12 protein-coding genes and 1 pseudogene are annotated in these 14,748 nt (G+C 58.5%); 4 read left to right on the forward strand and 9 right to left on the reverse strand.

Annotation, left to right across the window (positions count from 1 at the left end; all coding sequences use genetic code 11):
- Positions 1–33 precede the first annotated feature (33 nt).
- Positions 34–1,197, reverse strand: a complete 1,164-nt coding sequence (locus tag O2807_00220; protein MDA0998925.1) for a Fic family protein — start codon at positions 1,195–1,197, stop codon at positions 34–36.
- A 325-nt stretch (positions 1,198–1,522) separates the two neighbouring features.
- The gene (gene mnmE / locus O2807_00225) at positions 1,523–2,944 is read right to left on the reverse strand and encodes a tRNA uridine-5-carboxymethylaminomethyl(34) synthesis GTPase MnmE (GenBank protein MDA0998926.1); all 1,422 of its coding nucleotides are present in this window, start codon (positions 2,942–2,944) and stop codon (positions 1,523–1,525) included.
- Positions 2,945–3,012: 68 nt separating this feature from the next.
- Here mnmE and O2807_00230 point away from each other — a divergent pair, with 68 nt between their 5' ends.
- Positions 3,013–4,005 (forward strand): hypothetical protein, encoded by a 993-nt coding sequence (locus O2807_00230; GenBank protein ID MDA0998927.1) that lies wholly within the window; start codon positions 3,013–3,015, stop codon positions 4,003–4,005.
- On the opposite strand, the gene O2807_00235 is transcribed toward O2807_00230, so the two are convergent.
- The 7 genes and pseudogenes from O2807_00235 to rpmH form a co-directional block, all read right to left on the reverse strand.
- On the reverse strand, positions 4,002–4,763 hold the full coding sequence (locus O2807_00235; GenBank protein ID MDA0998928.1) for an SDR family NAD(P)-dependent oxidoreductase: 762 nt from the start codon (positions 4,761–4,763) through the stop codon (positions 4,002–4,004). The genes O2807_00230 and O2807_00235 overlap by 4 nt on opposite strands.
- Positions 4,760–5,383 (reverse strand): class I SAM-dependent methyltransferase, encoded by a 624-nt coding sequence (locus O2807_00240; GenBank protein MDA0998929.1) that lies wholly within the window; start codon positions 5,381–5,383, stop codon positions 4,760–4,762. The genes O2807_00235 and O2807_00240 overlap by 4 nt, the downstream gene beginning before the upstream one ends.
- Positions 5,380–6,483: a hypothetical protein gene (locus tag O2807_00245; GenBank protein ID MDA0998930.1), complete on the reverse strand. Its 1,104-nt coding sequence runs from the start codon at positions 6,481–6,483 to the stop codon at positions 5,380–5,382. Before O2807_00245 ends, O2807_00240 begins: the two co-directional genes overlap by 4 nt.
- Before the next feature lie 17 nt (positions 6,484–6,500).
- Positions 6,501–8,132: a membrane protein insertase YidC gene (gene yidC / locus O2807_00250; protein ID MDA0998931.1), complete on the reverse strand. Its 1,632-nt coding sequence runs from the start codon at positions 8,130–8,132 to the stop codon at positions 6,501–6,503.
- 29 nt (positions 8,133–8,161) lie between these two features.
- A pseudogene (yidD, locus tag O2807_00255) lies at positions 8,162–8,401 on the reverse strand (membrane protein insertion efficiency factor YidD).
- Positions 8,401–8,715 carry a ribonuclease P protein component gene (gene rnpA, locus O2807_00260; protein MDA0998932.1) on the reverse strand — a complete coding sequence of 105 codons (315 nt, stop codon included), beginning with the start codon at positions 8,713–8,715 and terminating at the stop codon, positions 8,401–8,403. Before rnpA ends, yidD begins: the two are co-directional and overlap by 1 nt.
- A gap of 69 nt (positions 8,716–8,784) precedes the next feature.
- Complete coding sequence (gene rpmH / locus O2807_00265) at positions 8,785–8,919, reverse strand: 50S ribosomal protein L34 (protein MDA0998933.1); 135 nt, start codon at positions 8,917–8,919, stop codon at positions 8,785–8,787.
- A gap of 431 nt (positions 8,920–9,350) precedes the next feature.
- Between rpmH and dnaA the strand changes: the two genes are divergently transcribed.
- From dnaA to gyrB, 3 genes are all read left to right on the forward strand, one after another.
- A complete protein-coding gene (dnaA, locus tag O2807_00270; GenBank protein ID MDA0998934.1) occupies positions 9,351–10,691 on the forward strand; it encodes a chromosomal replication initiator protein DnaA in 1,341 nt (446 codons plus the stop codon).
- A gap of 221 nt (positions 10,692–10,912) precedes the next feature.
- Positions 10,913–12,058: a DNA replication/repair protein RecF gene (locus tag O2807_00275; protein MDA0998935.1), complete on the forward strand. Its 1,146-nt coding sequence runs from the start codon at positions 10,913–10,915 to the stop codon at positions 12,056–12,058.
- A 7-nt stretch (positions 12,059–12,065) separates the two neighbouring features.
- Entirely contained in the window at positions 12,066–14,570 is a 2,505-nt protein-coding gene (gene gyrB, locus O2807_00280; protein ID MDA0998936.1) for a DNA topoisomerase (ATP-hydrolyzing) subunit B, read from the forward strand.
- The last annotated feature ends 178 nt before the right edge of the window (positions 14,571–14,748 follow it).

A 14,748-nucleotide genomic window follows, 5' to 3' on the forward strand; every position in this document is an offset into this window, starting at 1 on the left:
CTCTAGTCCCTCAATAAATTCGGGTCCGCCGGCCTACGAAAGATACTGATCGAGGTTTTCCGCCTGCAAAATATCCATCACTTCTTTGGCCATCCACGCTCGATTTCTTTGCTTTCCCGTAATTTCTTGAAGAAAGCCTTCGTCTTCGAGCCGCTGGATTGCTCGAATGGCGGTGGGAAGGGTTACTTTAAGCCGATCCGCTACGCCTGGTGACCGGCAAACCGGAAAACCAATCAGGCTGTCCACAAGAGCCATGCTCGTTGGCCCGCCCTTGGTCTGCATTTTTTGTCTGTATTCTTCTTGTTTATCTAACAACATTCTGATCCGCCAAGAGGAGTCCTTCGCCTGCATTTCCACTCCCCGGAGAAAAAAGATGAACCAGGGAATCCAATTGCCTTTTTGGCTAACGCCCAAAAGCAGATCGTAGTAATTACTGCGATTTCGCTCAAAATAAGAGCTGAGGTACAGTAACGGCTGGGAAAGAAGCCCCCATTCACACAAAAGAATCGGAATTAACAAGCGGCCCACACGGCCATTTCCGTCCACAAAGGGATGGATTGCCTCAAACTGGTAGTGAATCATGGCCAGCTGTATTAGTGGCTGAATTTTGGATTTCGTGTGGAGAAATTTCTCCCAGTCTGAAATACATTCTTGCATTTCAGGAGTCGGTGGTGGCACATAAGTGGCATCATGAACAGAACTTCCGCCTATCCTGTTTTGCACTCGCCGAAACTCACCCGGGGCCCTATCTTGCCCTCTCACTTCTCGCAATAAAATAGAGTGGAGATCCCTCACAAACCTGAGTCCTATGGGCAACTCCAATCTGCGATCAAGTCCAACCTCAAGCGCAATTACATAATTCAAAACCTCCCTGCGAACATCTGCGCCCTGTGGATGGTGCGTGGGATCGGCTTCATGGATGAACAACTCATCCAGATCGGTTTCTGTTCCCTCAATTCGACTGGACGCTTCGGCTTCTTTTCGCAAAAAAGGCCGAATCAATAAATGGGGGTTCGGTAGCGTTCTCCCGACCCCGGAGAGATCGCCCAGCGCTCCACGGGCTTCGGCCAAAGCGGCCATAAGTTCATCTGTAATTTTAATTTCAGGCGGAAGGGGGTCGGGCACAAACGCCGGGGCGCCCTCAGGAGTTCGAACAAGACGTCCTGGGGCATTCACCCCAAATTCTTCCTCTCTCATATCCGTATCCAAACCGTAGTGTCTGAACACTACTTGAGGCATCCACTTTTCACGCCACACCCGCATCCCTTGGGTACTCGAATACCCAAATTTCTTCCTCTCTCACAATGCGACCTTATCTAGTCAATAAAAACAACCATGTAAATGCTTTTGCCCTGCTTGTTGTCGAGAGTTAAACCATTATCACCTTTAACTAAAATTTTCAATAAAAATTTAACCAAGAAATTCCCTTGCTTAATTGTCCAATATTAACGATGGAAATATACTATATAGAGTGTTTTTACTGGTGCAGATAGCCTACATTTTGTATATTTCATTATTTTTATTATTTTCCGATGCAGAACGCCGAGAAAATTTTATCGAGGAGCGCCTCGCCCCAGCTCCGGCCGAGAAGCTCGGAGAGCGCGCCCTGCGCCTCGTTGAGGTGCACCGCGACCAGCTCCGGTGAAAGATCGGCGGCGATGGCGTCTGCGGCCCCCTCCACCCCCTCCCGGCATTTCGCCACCAGATTGCGGTGGCGCTCCCGGGTAAGGATGGCCTGACCGCCCGGCCCCGCTTCTCCATCGGCCCCTGAAAGTTCGCGCGCGATGAGCGCACGCAGATCGTCCAGCCCCGCACCGTTCAGCGCCGAGATGGCGAGCGGGGGAGCACCGTTCGCATCCCGCTCCGGAACCTGCGCGCCGGGAAGATCGATCTTGTTCGCGATCAGCAGGGAGGGCGGCTCAATTTTTTCCTGCTCTTCCTTTCCCCACTGCGCCTCGGCCGCGCCACCCGCCGCATCGATCAGGACGAGGCAGAGATCAGCGCCCGCCGCGGCGCGCCTTGCGCGCTCGGCCCCTTCTTTTTCGATCAGGTCCTCGGTCTCCCGGAGGCCGGCGGTATCGATCAGGCGCACCGGAATGCCGCCGATGTCGCAGACCTCCTCGACGGTGTCCCGCGTCGTGCCGGGCAGGGGGCTCATGATGGCCCGATCGGTTCCGAGCAGGCGGTTCAGGAGGGTGGATTTTCCGGCGTTGGGCTTTCCCAGAATCGCCACCCGGGCCCCCTCGCGCAGGACGCGGCCCGATCGGTAGCTCGCCTCCAGTCCGCGGAGCCGCGCCGCCGCCGCCATGAAGCGCTCCCGCAGGGCAGGGGCACCCATTGGGCCTCCTTCGGGCGCGGGGCCCGCGCCGGGCTCGAATTCATCGGGAAAATCGATGGCCGCCTCAAGATGCGCCCCCGCTTCGACGATCTCCTCCCAGATTTCATCCAGAGCGGACGAGAGGCCGCCTTCCAGCTGGGCGAGGGCCGCCCGGGCGGCACGCGAGGTTTCGGCGGAGACCAGATCGGCGACCGATTCGGACTGGAGGAGATCGATCCTTCCGGAGAGAAAAGCCCTCCGGGTGAACTCCCCCGGGGCGGCGGGCCTGGCCCCTGCGCCGCGCGCCGCGCCGATCAGGGCCTGGACGACGGCGGGGCCCCCGTGGCAGTGCATCTCGGCCATGTCCTCGCCGGTGAAGGAGTTCGGCCCGGCCATGAAGACCGCCACGCCCTCATCGAAAGCACCGCTCTCTGCATCCACGAACCGGCCGAGGACATAGCGCCGCTCGGGGAAGCGCGCTTTCGCCTTTCGGGGCTTGAAGATGCGCCGAAGAACGCGCTCCGCCTCCGGGCCGCTCAGGCGCACGATGGCGATGGCTCCCTTTCCCCATGCGGTGGAAAGAGCCACAATGGTGTCCCGTTCGGGCGCGTTGTTTTTATCCGTCATGGCATTGGTCCCGCCTGCCCGCCGGTTTTCGGCCCACGAATGGGCGGCCCTTTTCCTGAGGTGCGCCGATGTCCGAGCTGCGATGGAATCCCTGGCTGGAGCGGTGGGCGCTCATCGCCACCGCCCGCCGCGATCGCCCAAAGCAGCACACCTTTTCTCCCTCGACGCCCGCATTTCCCGAGCCCGGGTGCCCGTTCTGTCCGGGAAACGAGGCGAAAACCCCTCCCGAGATCGACGCCATCCGCCAGGGCGGCCGCTGGAGCGTCCGCGCCTTCGACAACAAGTTTCCGGCGCTCGCGCCCGGCCTGCCCGCCGCTCCAGTTGAGGACGGCCCGTTCTCGTCCATGCCGGCGCGGGGCCGGCACGAGGTGATCGTGGATGCGCCGGATCACTGCAAAGGGCTCGGCGATTACCCGGCGGGCCACGCCGCGGACGTTCTCGCCCTGCTCCAGAAAAGGGTGCGTGCCCTCTACGGAGAGCCGGGCATCCGCGCCATCGTTCCCTACAAAAACCACGGCGCCGCCGGGGGGGCGTCGCTTCCGCACTCCCATCTTCAGGTGGCGGCGCTGCCCGCGATCCCGCCGCGCACCGCCAGGGAGCGGCACGCCGCCGAAAAACATCTGCGCGAAACTGGCCGGCCGCTTCTCGGGGAGACGCTCTTCCGCGAGCGGGAAGACGGCCGCCGCCTCGTGGAGCAAGCCGAAGGGGCCATCGCCTACTGTCCCTTCGTTTCTCTTTATCCCTACGAAATTGTCATCGCGCCCCAGCCGATCGGAGAGCGTTTCGCCGACGCCTCCCGCGAGACGCTCGAAGCCGTGGGCGGGGCGCTGGCCCGGTCGCTGCTCCGCATCAAGATCCTGCTGGGCGATCCGCCCCTGAACGTCCTTTTCCACATCGAAACGGGTCCCGGAGAAGAGAAGACGCCCGGCGCGCATCACTGGCACATCGAAATCATCCCCCGGCTCACCGTCCTGGCCGGCCTTGAGCTCGGGGCGGGCGTTCACATCAACGAGGCCGCTCCCGAGGAGGCCGCGGCGGCGCTTCGCGGGGCGCTCTCCTAGCCGGTCCAGAGGCCCCCGTTGATGTCGAGCGTGACGCCGGTGATGTAGCTTGCGCCCGGCGACGCCAGATACCAGACGCCGTCGGCGATCTCGTGCTCGGTCCCCGGCCTTCCCATGGGGATTCCCTTTTTGACGTCCTCGATCCGGTTCTTGTGCAGCTCGGCGACGCGGGGAGAGAGCACCACGCCGGGCGCCACCGCGTTCACAGTGATGCCGTGCGGGGCGAACTCCACGGCGAGGCGGCGCGTAAAACCGACGATGGCTGTCTTCGCGGTGGTGTACTCGACGGCGGTGAAGCGGACGCCGGTTCTCCCGGCGGTGGAGGAGATGCTGACGATCCGGCCGTAGCCCGCTTTTTTCATGACGGGTACCGCCTCGCGGCAGCACAGGTAGACGCTCTTCAGGTTCCAGGCGATCGAGGCGTCCCAGACGTCTTCTTCCAGATCCTCGAAGTCGCGGATCTCGAGGAATCCGCCCGCGCAGTTCACGAGAATATCGAGGCGGCCCCATTTCCCGAGCGCTCCCCCGAAGGCGCTGTGCACCTCGTCGGCGGAGGCGGCTTCCGCCCGAAAGAAAGCCCCTTCACTCCCGGCCGCGGCCGCTTTCTCCGCCGCCGCGGCGCCCCTCACTTCGTCGCGGTCCAGCACGGCGACGCGCGCTCCCTCTCGGGCGAGACGCTCCACGCAGGCGAGGCCGATCCCGGCGCCGCCGCCGGTGACGACCGCCACTTGCCCTTCCAGGGATTTGCCTTGGCTCATCGTCTTCCTCTCCCTGATCCCAAAAGCGGGGCGCGCGCGGTGACGCGGTAGGTGTCCGCGTCGTTATTCTGGGAGAGCGCCCCCGTGAACCCCGCCGCCCGGACTTCGCTCTTCAGATCGTTTGGCGCAATCCGCGTCCAGAGCGGGGGACCGTGGTCCGTCTCGTGAACGTGCCATTCCATCAGAACGATTCTCCCGCCCGGCTTGAGCGCGCGGCGGGCCTCCGACAAAAGCCCCTGTATCGATCGCGTCTCGTGCGTAACGAACGCCAGCAGCGCGATATCGGCCACGCTGTCTGGAAATGGGATATGGGGATCGCGGTTGCGGCGAAGTTCGATGTTTTCGTGTCCCGCCTCGCGGGCTTTCTGGCGGGTCTCGCGGAGCATGATCGGCGAGATGTCGCACGCCAGAACCGCGCCCCGGCGGCCCACGATCCGGCAGGCGGGAAGCGTGAAAAATCCCGGCCCGCAGCCGACATCGAGCAGGATCATGCCCTTGGCAAGGCCCAATTCCCGCAACGTTTTCGCCGGAGGCATCGCCTTGCGCCGCTGCGGGCTCAAGAGGCGGCTTCGCCGCCGGGGAGGCATGACCCAGGGCTTGCGCGCCCCGGAAGCCCTCAAGCCTTCTCCTCCAAAAAGCCCTCCAGCGCCTCCCGCAGCCGATCGGGAGGAACCCCCTCACGAATCAGCAGCAGGCCCTCGAGGATGAGCTCGAGCTTTCTCCGCTCCTTCTCGGTGCGCGTGCGGTGGCGCCGCTCGAGCATGCGCTCGATTTCATCGATGCCCGCGCCCTCGAGCGCCCAGCGCAGCCCGCGGCGCAGGAGCGCCTCGGGAATATCCCCCAGCCGCCCCTCCAGCGCGGCGAGCCCTTCTCTGTGGGCCTCCTCCGCCAGATCGCAGCAAAGGGAGATGATCCGGCTGGTCGCCTGAGCGGACGGGGGCAGGTGCATCTCGGGAAGGCGCTCGTAGTCCGCCGCCCCTTCGGGCAAAAAGGCGACGAGCCTGGCACGGGCCCGCTCCCTGCCCTCCTCGGAGACGATGGAGGCCAACCCCTCGATGAGGATTTCGCCGTTTCTCTCCAGGTGCACGATATAGGCGTCAATTTGACGCCCCACGATGGACTCGATGTCTTCCACCAAGGAGAGGTCGATGACCATTCGAAGGCCGGTCGAGAGAACGCTGCCCGGCATCCGATCCAGGGCCGGCTCGAGCGAAAGGAGCCCGTGCCGGAGCGCCCGGGCGGAAAAAAGTGCCAGCAGATCGATGGCCTCCGCCGCCTCCATCTCCGCCAGATGGTGGGCCGAAAGCTTTCCTTCCGTCTCGATTTCGAGCGGAGGGATCGTATCGTCCGCCGGGCCATCGAGAGAGATCTCCCCCCGCTCTTCCAGGGAATAGGCGGTGGCCATGAGGGTGCGCTGGGCGTCTCGATACACTTCCCGCGGCATCCCCGCGTTCCTCTGTATTTCCGCGCGCAGGAATTCGGCGGCGTGGACAGAAACGTTTTGCAGGACGCGATCCGCCACTGCGGGATCGGCGGTACAGAGTGCGAGAGAGAGTGTTTCCGGATCCGACCGATCAATGATCCGGCGGAGCGCACGGCCGGACATGTTGGAAAGCGGGGAGAGATCTGCTTCCTCGGCGCTGAACAGCCCATCTTCTTCCGGGTCGTCCGGGCCCGTCCCGCCCTCGTCTTCCCAGTCGCGAAATCTTTCCGTGCCCATTTCGCTTTCCTCCCCTGCTAGTTTTCCTCGGCCAGCTTGGGTGCCTTGACAGAACGATTGACGAAATACTGTTGGACGATCGAAAGGACGTTGTTCACGAGCCAGTAAATCACCAGCCCGACCGGAACCGGATAGTAGATGAACATTCCGGTAAAAATGACGGGCATCATTAACATCATTTTCGCCTGCGAGGGATCGCCCGCCGTCGGCGTCATCTTTTGCTGAAGAAACATGGAGGCGCCCATCAGGATGGTGTAGACGTGAAACGGATCGGGCTTGGACATGTCGGTCACCCACCAGAAGAAGGGTGCGTTCCGCAGCTCGATCGAGACCAGCAGGGCATTGTAGAGGCCGAAGAAAACCGGGATCTGAATGACCATGGGCAGGCACCCCATCATGGGGTTGACCTTGTGCTCCCGGTAAAGGGACATCACCTGCTCGTTCATCTTGGTCTTGTCGTCCTTATAGATCTCCTTCAGCTGGGCCATCTTGGGCTGAAGTCTCTGCATCTCTTTCATGTTCCGCATGCTCACGTGGGTGAGCGGATAGAAGATAATTTTGATGAGGATGGTCAGGAGGATGATTGCGAACCCCCAGTTGCCGACGATTGCGTGGAAAAACCGCAGGGCAACCATCAGCGGGCGGGCGATAATCGAGAACATGCCGTAATCGAGGGCGTTTTCCATCCCCACCCCGAGCTTCGCGAGGCGGGCCGGCTCCTTGGGTCCCACGAAAAGATCGAACACCGCTTCCGTGCGGGCGTCCGTCTTGAGGGGGACGGCGACAACGTAGTCGTTGATCTCTTTGGCGTCCCCCAAGAGACTTACTTCCGCGCCGCCTGCGCCCGCGCGCGGAACGAGCGCTGCGATAAAGTACTTCGCCTGGAGGGAAACCCACTCGGTGCCCTCGCCGTGGACGACGGGTTTTCCTTTTTCTGGGGCATCGTAGTGGAGCTTATTTTTTACGTAGCTCATCGGGCCTTCCACCACTCCGCCGTAGGTGTTCCCGTCCGCTCCACCGAGCCGGGGGCCCCAGGCCAGGCCGAGCGACTGGGGGGTCTTGGGCTGCGCGATCCGCACCTTCATGCCGACGGCATAGCTGTTGTGGCGAAAGGTGAATATTTTTTCCGCCATCAGGCCGTCCGGGCCGGAATAAACGAAGTGGAGGGTCGCCTCGGGCTTCGACGCGGAGAGGGAAATGGTGCGCGTGTCCGTGCGATAGAGGCCCTGGTTCAGGCGTGTGGCGATCTCGCTTCCCGTGAAGAAAAGCGGCCTCAGCTCCGCGCTCCCCGCGAGAACCAGCTCGAGTTCCTTGCCGTTCTCGCTCCGGTAGTCCGTGAGGGTTGCCGAAAGAAGGCCTGCCCCCTGATTCGTGAAGACGAGGGCCGCCTTGCCGGTTTGTACCGTGACCCGGATTTCCTCGGAGGGAGCGGGGGCGGTAGTCGCCGGCGCGGATTCTTTTTGCGGGGACGGGGGCTTTGCCGTCAGGGGGGCCGAGGTGGCCGGCCGGGAAGGCGCGGCTTTTTTCTGAGACTCAGCCGCCCGCTTCTGATCGCTCCGTTTTTCTTCCATCGGCCGCAACACCAAAAATTGCCACCCGATAAGAATCGCCAGCGAAAGTGCGGCGGCGATAATTGCGTTCTTTTCCATGCAAACAATTCTCCGTCATCCACTCGCTAGGGAACCGGGTCGTTTCCCCCGGGATGAAAAGGGTGACAGCGTGCAAGACGCCGGACCGAAAGCCAGAGCGCCATGTGGGGAGGATGCCGGCGAAAGGCTTCGGCCGCATAAGAAGAACAGCTCGGCGAAAACCTGCAACTCCCTGGCAAAAGAGGGGAGACGATCAGTTGATAGCCCCGGATGAAAACAAGGGCGAGGGCACGGATAAGCGCCAAGGTTCCGCGGCCTGCGGTTTCCATTATTTCATCAGTCCGATCGCGCCCCGGAAGTCTCTCTCCACATCCTTCAGCTTCGCCTTCGTGATGGCGCGCTTGGCAACAAACACAAAATCCGTTCCGTCGGGAAGCATGGGGTAAGACTGCCGGAATGTCTCGCGGAGCAGCCGCTTCGCCCGGTTTCGCTCGACGGCGTTGCCCGTTTTCCGGGAGGCGACCACGCCAAGCCGGGCGGAGCCTTCATTGCCCGACATTACATGAACCGTGAAAAAGCGGCTGTGGAATTTTCTGCCGTTTTGGAGAACACGCAAAAACTCTGGCCGGTGCCGTATCTTCATCTCTGAACGAAACCCTTGTCCCATCTCCCCATCCTCGGAGGAAAGGGGTGCGGAGGCGCTTCCGATCATCTAAACGGAAAGACGCTTCCTTCCCTTGGCGCGCCTGCGCTTGAGGACGGACTGGCCGCCGATGGTTTTCATCCGGCGGCGAAAGCCGTGGGTTTTGGTTCTTTTTGTCCGGTTGGGCTGATAAGTTCGCTTCACGTGCTCGCCTCTGTTTCCGCAAGCCGGGGGAGAGGGATTCTGCCTGTCCGGAATCGGCTTGCGCAACCCGGATTCCCCTAAAAAACCGTGGCTACATTAGCTATCCGCCTTCGCGGTGTCAAGGCGGGGAATACGGGCATCGAAAACCCGATTTTCGGCGCGTCTCCCTCTCCCGGGATAGCCCTTTTTTTTCGTGGAAAAAAACTTTTTTTATCTCAAATTCGTTGATTTCGCTGCCCTGATTGCCATTTTCCCGGGCTTTCCTCATTTTTTTGTGGAAAACGCTTGCTTTTCCACCCCGGGCTGTGGAATTCTTAGGCCCTGGGACTACATTTCCGCAGGGGCTGCTTTTTACTTTTCGTGCTCTGCTTTGGGCGGTGCTACCGGAATTTCACTTTCTCGAATCATTTTCGCTTTATATTTGGTTGTCCATGGCTGAGCTTTGGGACCGCTGCTTGGAGAAGATCCGCGAGGAGGTTTCGCCCCAAACGTTCGAGCGCTGGTTTTCAAACACGACCGCGCCCGAGCACTCCGGCGGGATCTTGACCGTTCGCGTTCCTGATGCGTTCACCGCGGAGATGCTTCGCACGCGGTACGGCGGGATTCTCGATGAGATCCTCCGGCAAGAGTCGGGGGGAGAGCTTCGGGCGAGGCTTGTGGCGTCGGGGGTGCCCGCCTCATCGCCGGCACCGCAGCCCTTCCCGGGAATCGCGGCGAGACCTCAGCCTTCGGCCTCGCCTCCCAAGAAACCGGAGTTCCTGAATTCAAAATACCAGTTTTCCAGTTTTGTTGTCGGTTCTTCGAATCAGTTTGCGCACGCCTGCAGCCTGCGGGCCGCCGAGCAGCCTGGCGAGTCCCTCAACCCCCTGTTCATCTACGGCGGAGTGGGTTTGGGTAAGACACACCTTCTTCATGGAATTGCGCATCGTATTCTCGAAAAAAATCCCATGGCAAGGATCTATTACACTTCCGCCGAAAACTTTATCAACGAACTAATCGGTTCGCTCCAGCGGAACACTATGGCGGGATTTCGCAATAAATACCGGAAGATTGATGCTCTTTTGGTGGATGATATCCAGTTTATCGCGGGGAAAGAGCGGACACAGGAAGAGTTTTTCTTCACCTTTAACGCGCTGTATGAGTCGGGCAAACAGATCGTCATTACAAGTGATCGTGTGCCCAAGGATACGCCTGGGCTCGAGGAGCGGCTTCGGACACGGTTTGTCTGGGGTATGATGGCGGACGTGGGTGTTCCGGATTTTGAGACCAAGGTGGCGATTTTGCAGAAAAAGGCCACTGAGCACAACTTTCCTCTCGTGCCCGAGGTGGCGCACTATGTCGCCGAGAATATTCGCTCCAACATCCGGGAATTGGAAGGTTGCCTTGTCAAGCTTATTTTCCACTCCTCGCTTCACGAGGTGGATATTGATGTCCCCATCGCCCAAGAAGTGCTGAAGCAAATCATCCTGGAGCCCGCCAAGGCGATCTCCGTAGACACCATCCAGCGGGTTGTGGCTGAACACTACCAGATTAAGGTTTCGGATTTGCGCTCAAAGAACCGCTCCCAGATATTCGCGTTCCCCAGACAGGTGGCGATGTACCTGTCGCGCGAACTTACTCGGGCCTCTACAACCGAGATTGGCCGCCGATTCGGAGGAAAAGATCACTCGACCGTGATTCACTCCACAAATAAGATTAAAAATCTCCTGAGCCAAGATCACGCTTTTTCCACTGCTCTTGGACGTATTCGTGAAACTATTGAATCTTTATAGCTTGTGGATTTTTTGTGGAAAAACGTGTTAATTGGGGTTATTGTCATGGATAAAATACTCTCCACATCTATGCCCTATTGTTTTTCCCCGGACTTTTCACAGAAAACAAAATATAAACAATTGATGTATATATATTTATATCGATATTAACATATCAACAGCCCCTACTACTACTACTGATCTTAATGATTAATATATAATAAATAATAAGGGGATCGTTAGTGTTCCTGAAAAAACTCTCATTAACGGGATTCCGGAATTACGCCTCCCTGGAAATACTGCCCCACCTCTCGTTTAATTATCTTTACGGCCCAAATGGGGCAGGAAAGACAAATTTGCTCGAGGCAATCTATTTTCTGGCCCACCTGCAGTCATTTCGGCGCACCACCCGGGCAAAAATGGTCAACACTGACAGTGAGGGTATGTATATTTCGGGCGAATTTGAGAGCGGCGGCAAAAAATTGCGCCTTGAGGCATCTGTCCTTGGGAAGGAGAGGAAGTATCAGGTTAACGGAAAAATAGAGAACAGTTTAACCGCGTATCTGGGGCAGGTTTTTGTCGCTCTTTTTTATCCGGAAAGTTTGAATCTAATTCGAGGGAGGTCGCTGCAGCGAAGGGCGTTTTTTGATCGGGCCATTGCGGCAGAGGACGGCAGACACCTTACCGACCTTCGGCAATACAATCGGCTTCTTGCGGAAAGAAATAAAATTTTAAAGAAGGATTTTTCTGCATCATTTGATATAATGCGGACATGGAATGAGCGGCTGATTGGAGTCGCCGCCAAGGTAATAAAAAGGAGAGTGGATTACCTTATATCCTTCCGCCAAAGAACGACGACCCTTGAAGAAGACCTTCATTTCGCGCCGGAAAAAAAAGCTGAATTCAAGTATATGGCCGGAGCCTACCTGGGGAGAGACTGGGAGGTGGCTGCTTCCTCCGAGGGGGAAATTATAAGTTTTTTATCGGACAGCGCGGCGGCGCGGCGGGAAGAGGAGGGACGGAGAGGGATCACTTTATTCGGCCCCCATCTCGACGACTTCAAAATTCTTCTAAAGGGGCGCGACGCCAAGGATTTCGCATCCCAGGGGGAGCAGCGGATTCTGGTGATTTTAATGGTGTTGGCCGCCGCCGGGAGATATCAGGAGATAAAAAAAGAAAAACCCATCATTCTCCTGGATGACCTTAGTTCAGAGCTGGACGATCAAAGGAGAATGGCGGTCCTGGAAAAACTGGAGGTGATAGACGCCCAGGTGTTCATCACCTCAACGGAACCCCCAGATGATATGGTTCGGCCGACGGGATGGAAAAAATTTCATGTATTGGCAGGCAAACTAGAGTCGTCCCCTACGGCAACGCAAAGAGGCTGATAATTTAATGGCAACAAAAAGCAAATCAAATACAACCAAAACCAATGGGCAGAGATACGAAGCCAAGGACATCCGGGTACTTGAGGGACTTGAGGCGGTCCGGAAAAGACCCGCGATGTACATCGGCAGCACGGGGCCCTCGGGCCTCCACCATCTCGTGTTTGAAGTGGTGGACAACAGCGTTGACGAAGCCATGGCCAGCGTTTGTGATCTCATTGAAGTGTTCATTAATGAGGATGGATCCGTCACAGTACAGGACAATGGACGCGGCATCCCTGTTGGAATTCACCCCACCGAGAAAGTTTCCGCCGCCGAGGTGGTGCTCACGAAACTCCACGCGGGCGGCAAGTTCGAACACAGCGCCTACAAGGTGTCGGGCGGCCTTCACGGCGTGGGAGTTTCCTGTGTAAACGCGCTTTCGGAGTGGCTGCGGGCGGAGATTTATAGAGAGGGCTACCTCCACGAAATCATTTTTGACCGGGGGAAGCCGAGGGGAAAACTCAAACAAGTCAAAAAAACAAAAAAGACCGGGACAACAATTATCTTCAAGCCAGACGCCGACATCTTCGAAACCACCCACTTCACCTTTGATGTCCTGGCGAACCGGCTTCGGGAGTTGGCCTTCCTGAACCGGGGCCTCCGGATCACACTCGAGGATCTGCGCGAGGAAAAAAAAGAGGAATTCTTTTACAAGGGCGGCATCAACTCTTTTGTCGAACACCTTAACCGACTCAAGACCCCCATCCACAAAAACCCTGTCTTCATCCACGCGGAGAAGGACGGAAAGATCGTCGAGGTCTCCCTCCAGTACAACGATGGATACAATGAAACACTCTTCACGTTCGCGAACAACATCAACACGACGGACGGCGGCACACACCTCAGCGGATTCCGCAGCGCCCTCACCCGCTCCATCAACCGGTACGCCATCGGCAACGGCATGCTGAAAAAAGACAGCCCGCCGCCCTCGGGCGATGACGTGCGCGAGGGACTCACCTGCATCATTAGCGTGAAGCTGCCCGATCCGCAGTTCGAGGGCCAAACGAAAGCCAAACTCGGAAACTCCGAGATGAAAGGCCTGGTCGAACAGGTCGTCAATGAGGGCCTGAACAACTATTTTGAGGAAAACCCCCCGATCGCAAGAAAGATTGTTTCCAAGGCGACGTTTGCCGCACAGGCGAGAGAGGCGGCCCGCAAGGCCCGCGACCTCACCCGCCGGAAAGGAGCGCTGGACAGCGCCGCCCTCCCCGGAAAGCTTGCGGATTGTTCCGAGCGCGATCCGAGCCTGTGCGAACTGTATCTGGTCGAGGGCGAATCCGCCGGCGGTTCCGCGAAACAGGGACGCGACAGGAATTTCCAGGCCATTCTTCCTCTGAAGGGGAAAATCCTCAACGTCGAGAAGGCACGCCTCGACAAGATGCTGAGCCACGAAGAAATTCGCACCATGATCACCGCCATCGGAACAGGCATCAAGGAAGACTTCGATCTGGCGAAGCTCCGCTACAGAAAGATCGTCATCATGACCGACGCAGACGTGGACGGCTCCCACATCCGAACACTTCTTCTCACTTTCTTTTTCCGTCACATGAAAGAACTGATCGACGATGGGTGCCTCTACATCGCCCAGCCGCCGCTCTATAAAGTGAAAAGAGGAAAGACCGAGCTATATCTCCGCGACGACCACGCCTTCGAGGAATTCATTATCTCCTCGGCCATTGGTGACAGCGATGTGAGCGTCCTGTCCAACGGAAAGAACGGGAAAAGAAAAAAGACGGAGAAGAAAAAGGCGAAGGGCGTCACAGCGGGCGTCAAGGGCACGAAGCTACGGGACCTTTTGTTTATGCTGGCAGAGGCCGAGACAGCCGCCCGGCAGTTCGGCCGAAGGGGGATGGACGAGCGCATCGTCCAGCTTCTCGCCGACGAACCCGATCTCGACGAAAAGAAACTCTCCAACGAGAAGGACTTGAGAGAACTCGAGAAAATGGTGAAAAGATACTTCCGCGAAGAACACCCCTCGGACGGAGAGCCCGGGAGCGAAATCCGGAAGGACAAGGACCCCACCCAAAAGAAGCTCCGCGGGCTCGTGTTTCATTCACGCAGGGCCGACCGGGATCTCGTCACCCGCGTGGATACGTTTTTGCTGGACACCCCCGAGTTCAAAAAGCTGCGGGCCGCCACCGAGGCGCTCTCCGGGATCGGCCAGCCCCCCTACATCATCAAAAGCGGGGGCACGGAAAACCCGGTCATCAACGGCGGAGAGCTTCTCACGAACTTCCGCTCCCTCGGGCAAAAAGGCCTCTCGGTCCAGCGCTACAAGGGTCTGGGAGAGATGAACCCCGATCAGCTCTGGGAGACGACCATGGACCCCGAGAAACGCATCTTCCTCCAGGTGAGCGTCAGAGACGCCATCGAGGCGGACGGAATCTTTTCCACCTTGATGGGCGAGGCCGTGGACGTGCGCAGGGAATTTATTGAAAAAAATGCCCCCGAGGTACATAATTTAGATGTGTAGGTTTATTGCTTTTTCGGCCCTTCCGCGGGGGCTGCCACATTCGGGGCCCAGGACCCAAGGGGTCGAGGGAGTAAGCGATGGTCACGCCCCACCTTTCTCCTGCAGTTGAAAATTTCCTTTCGTGGCAAGCCTCCCGCCACTCCGAACACCGGCTTGTTGACAAAAAGCCTGCGCCCGG

The sequence above is a fragment of the bacterium genome (assembly GCA_027622355.1).
GTDB lineage: Bacteria > UBA8248 > UBA8248 > UBA8248 > UBA8248 > JAQBZT01.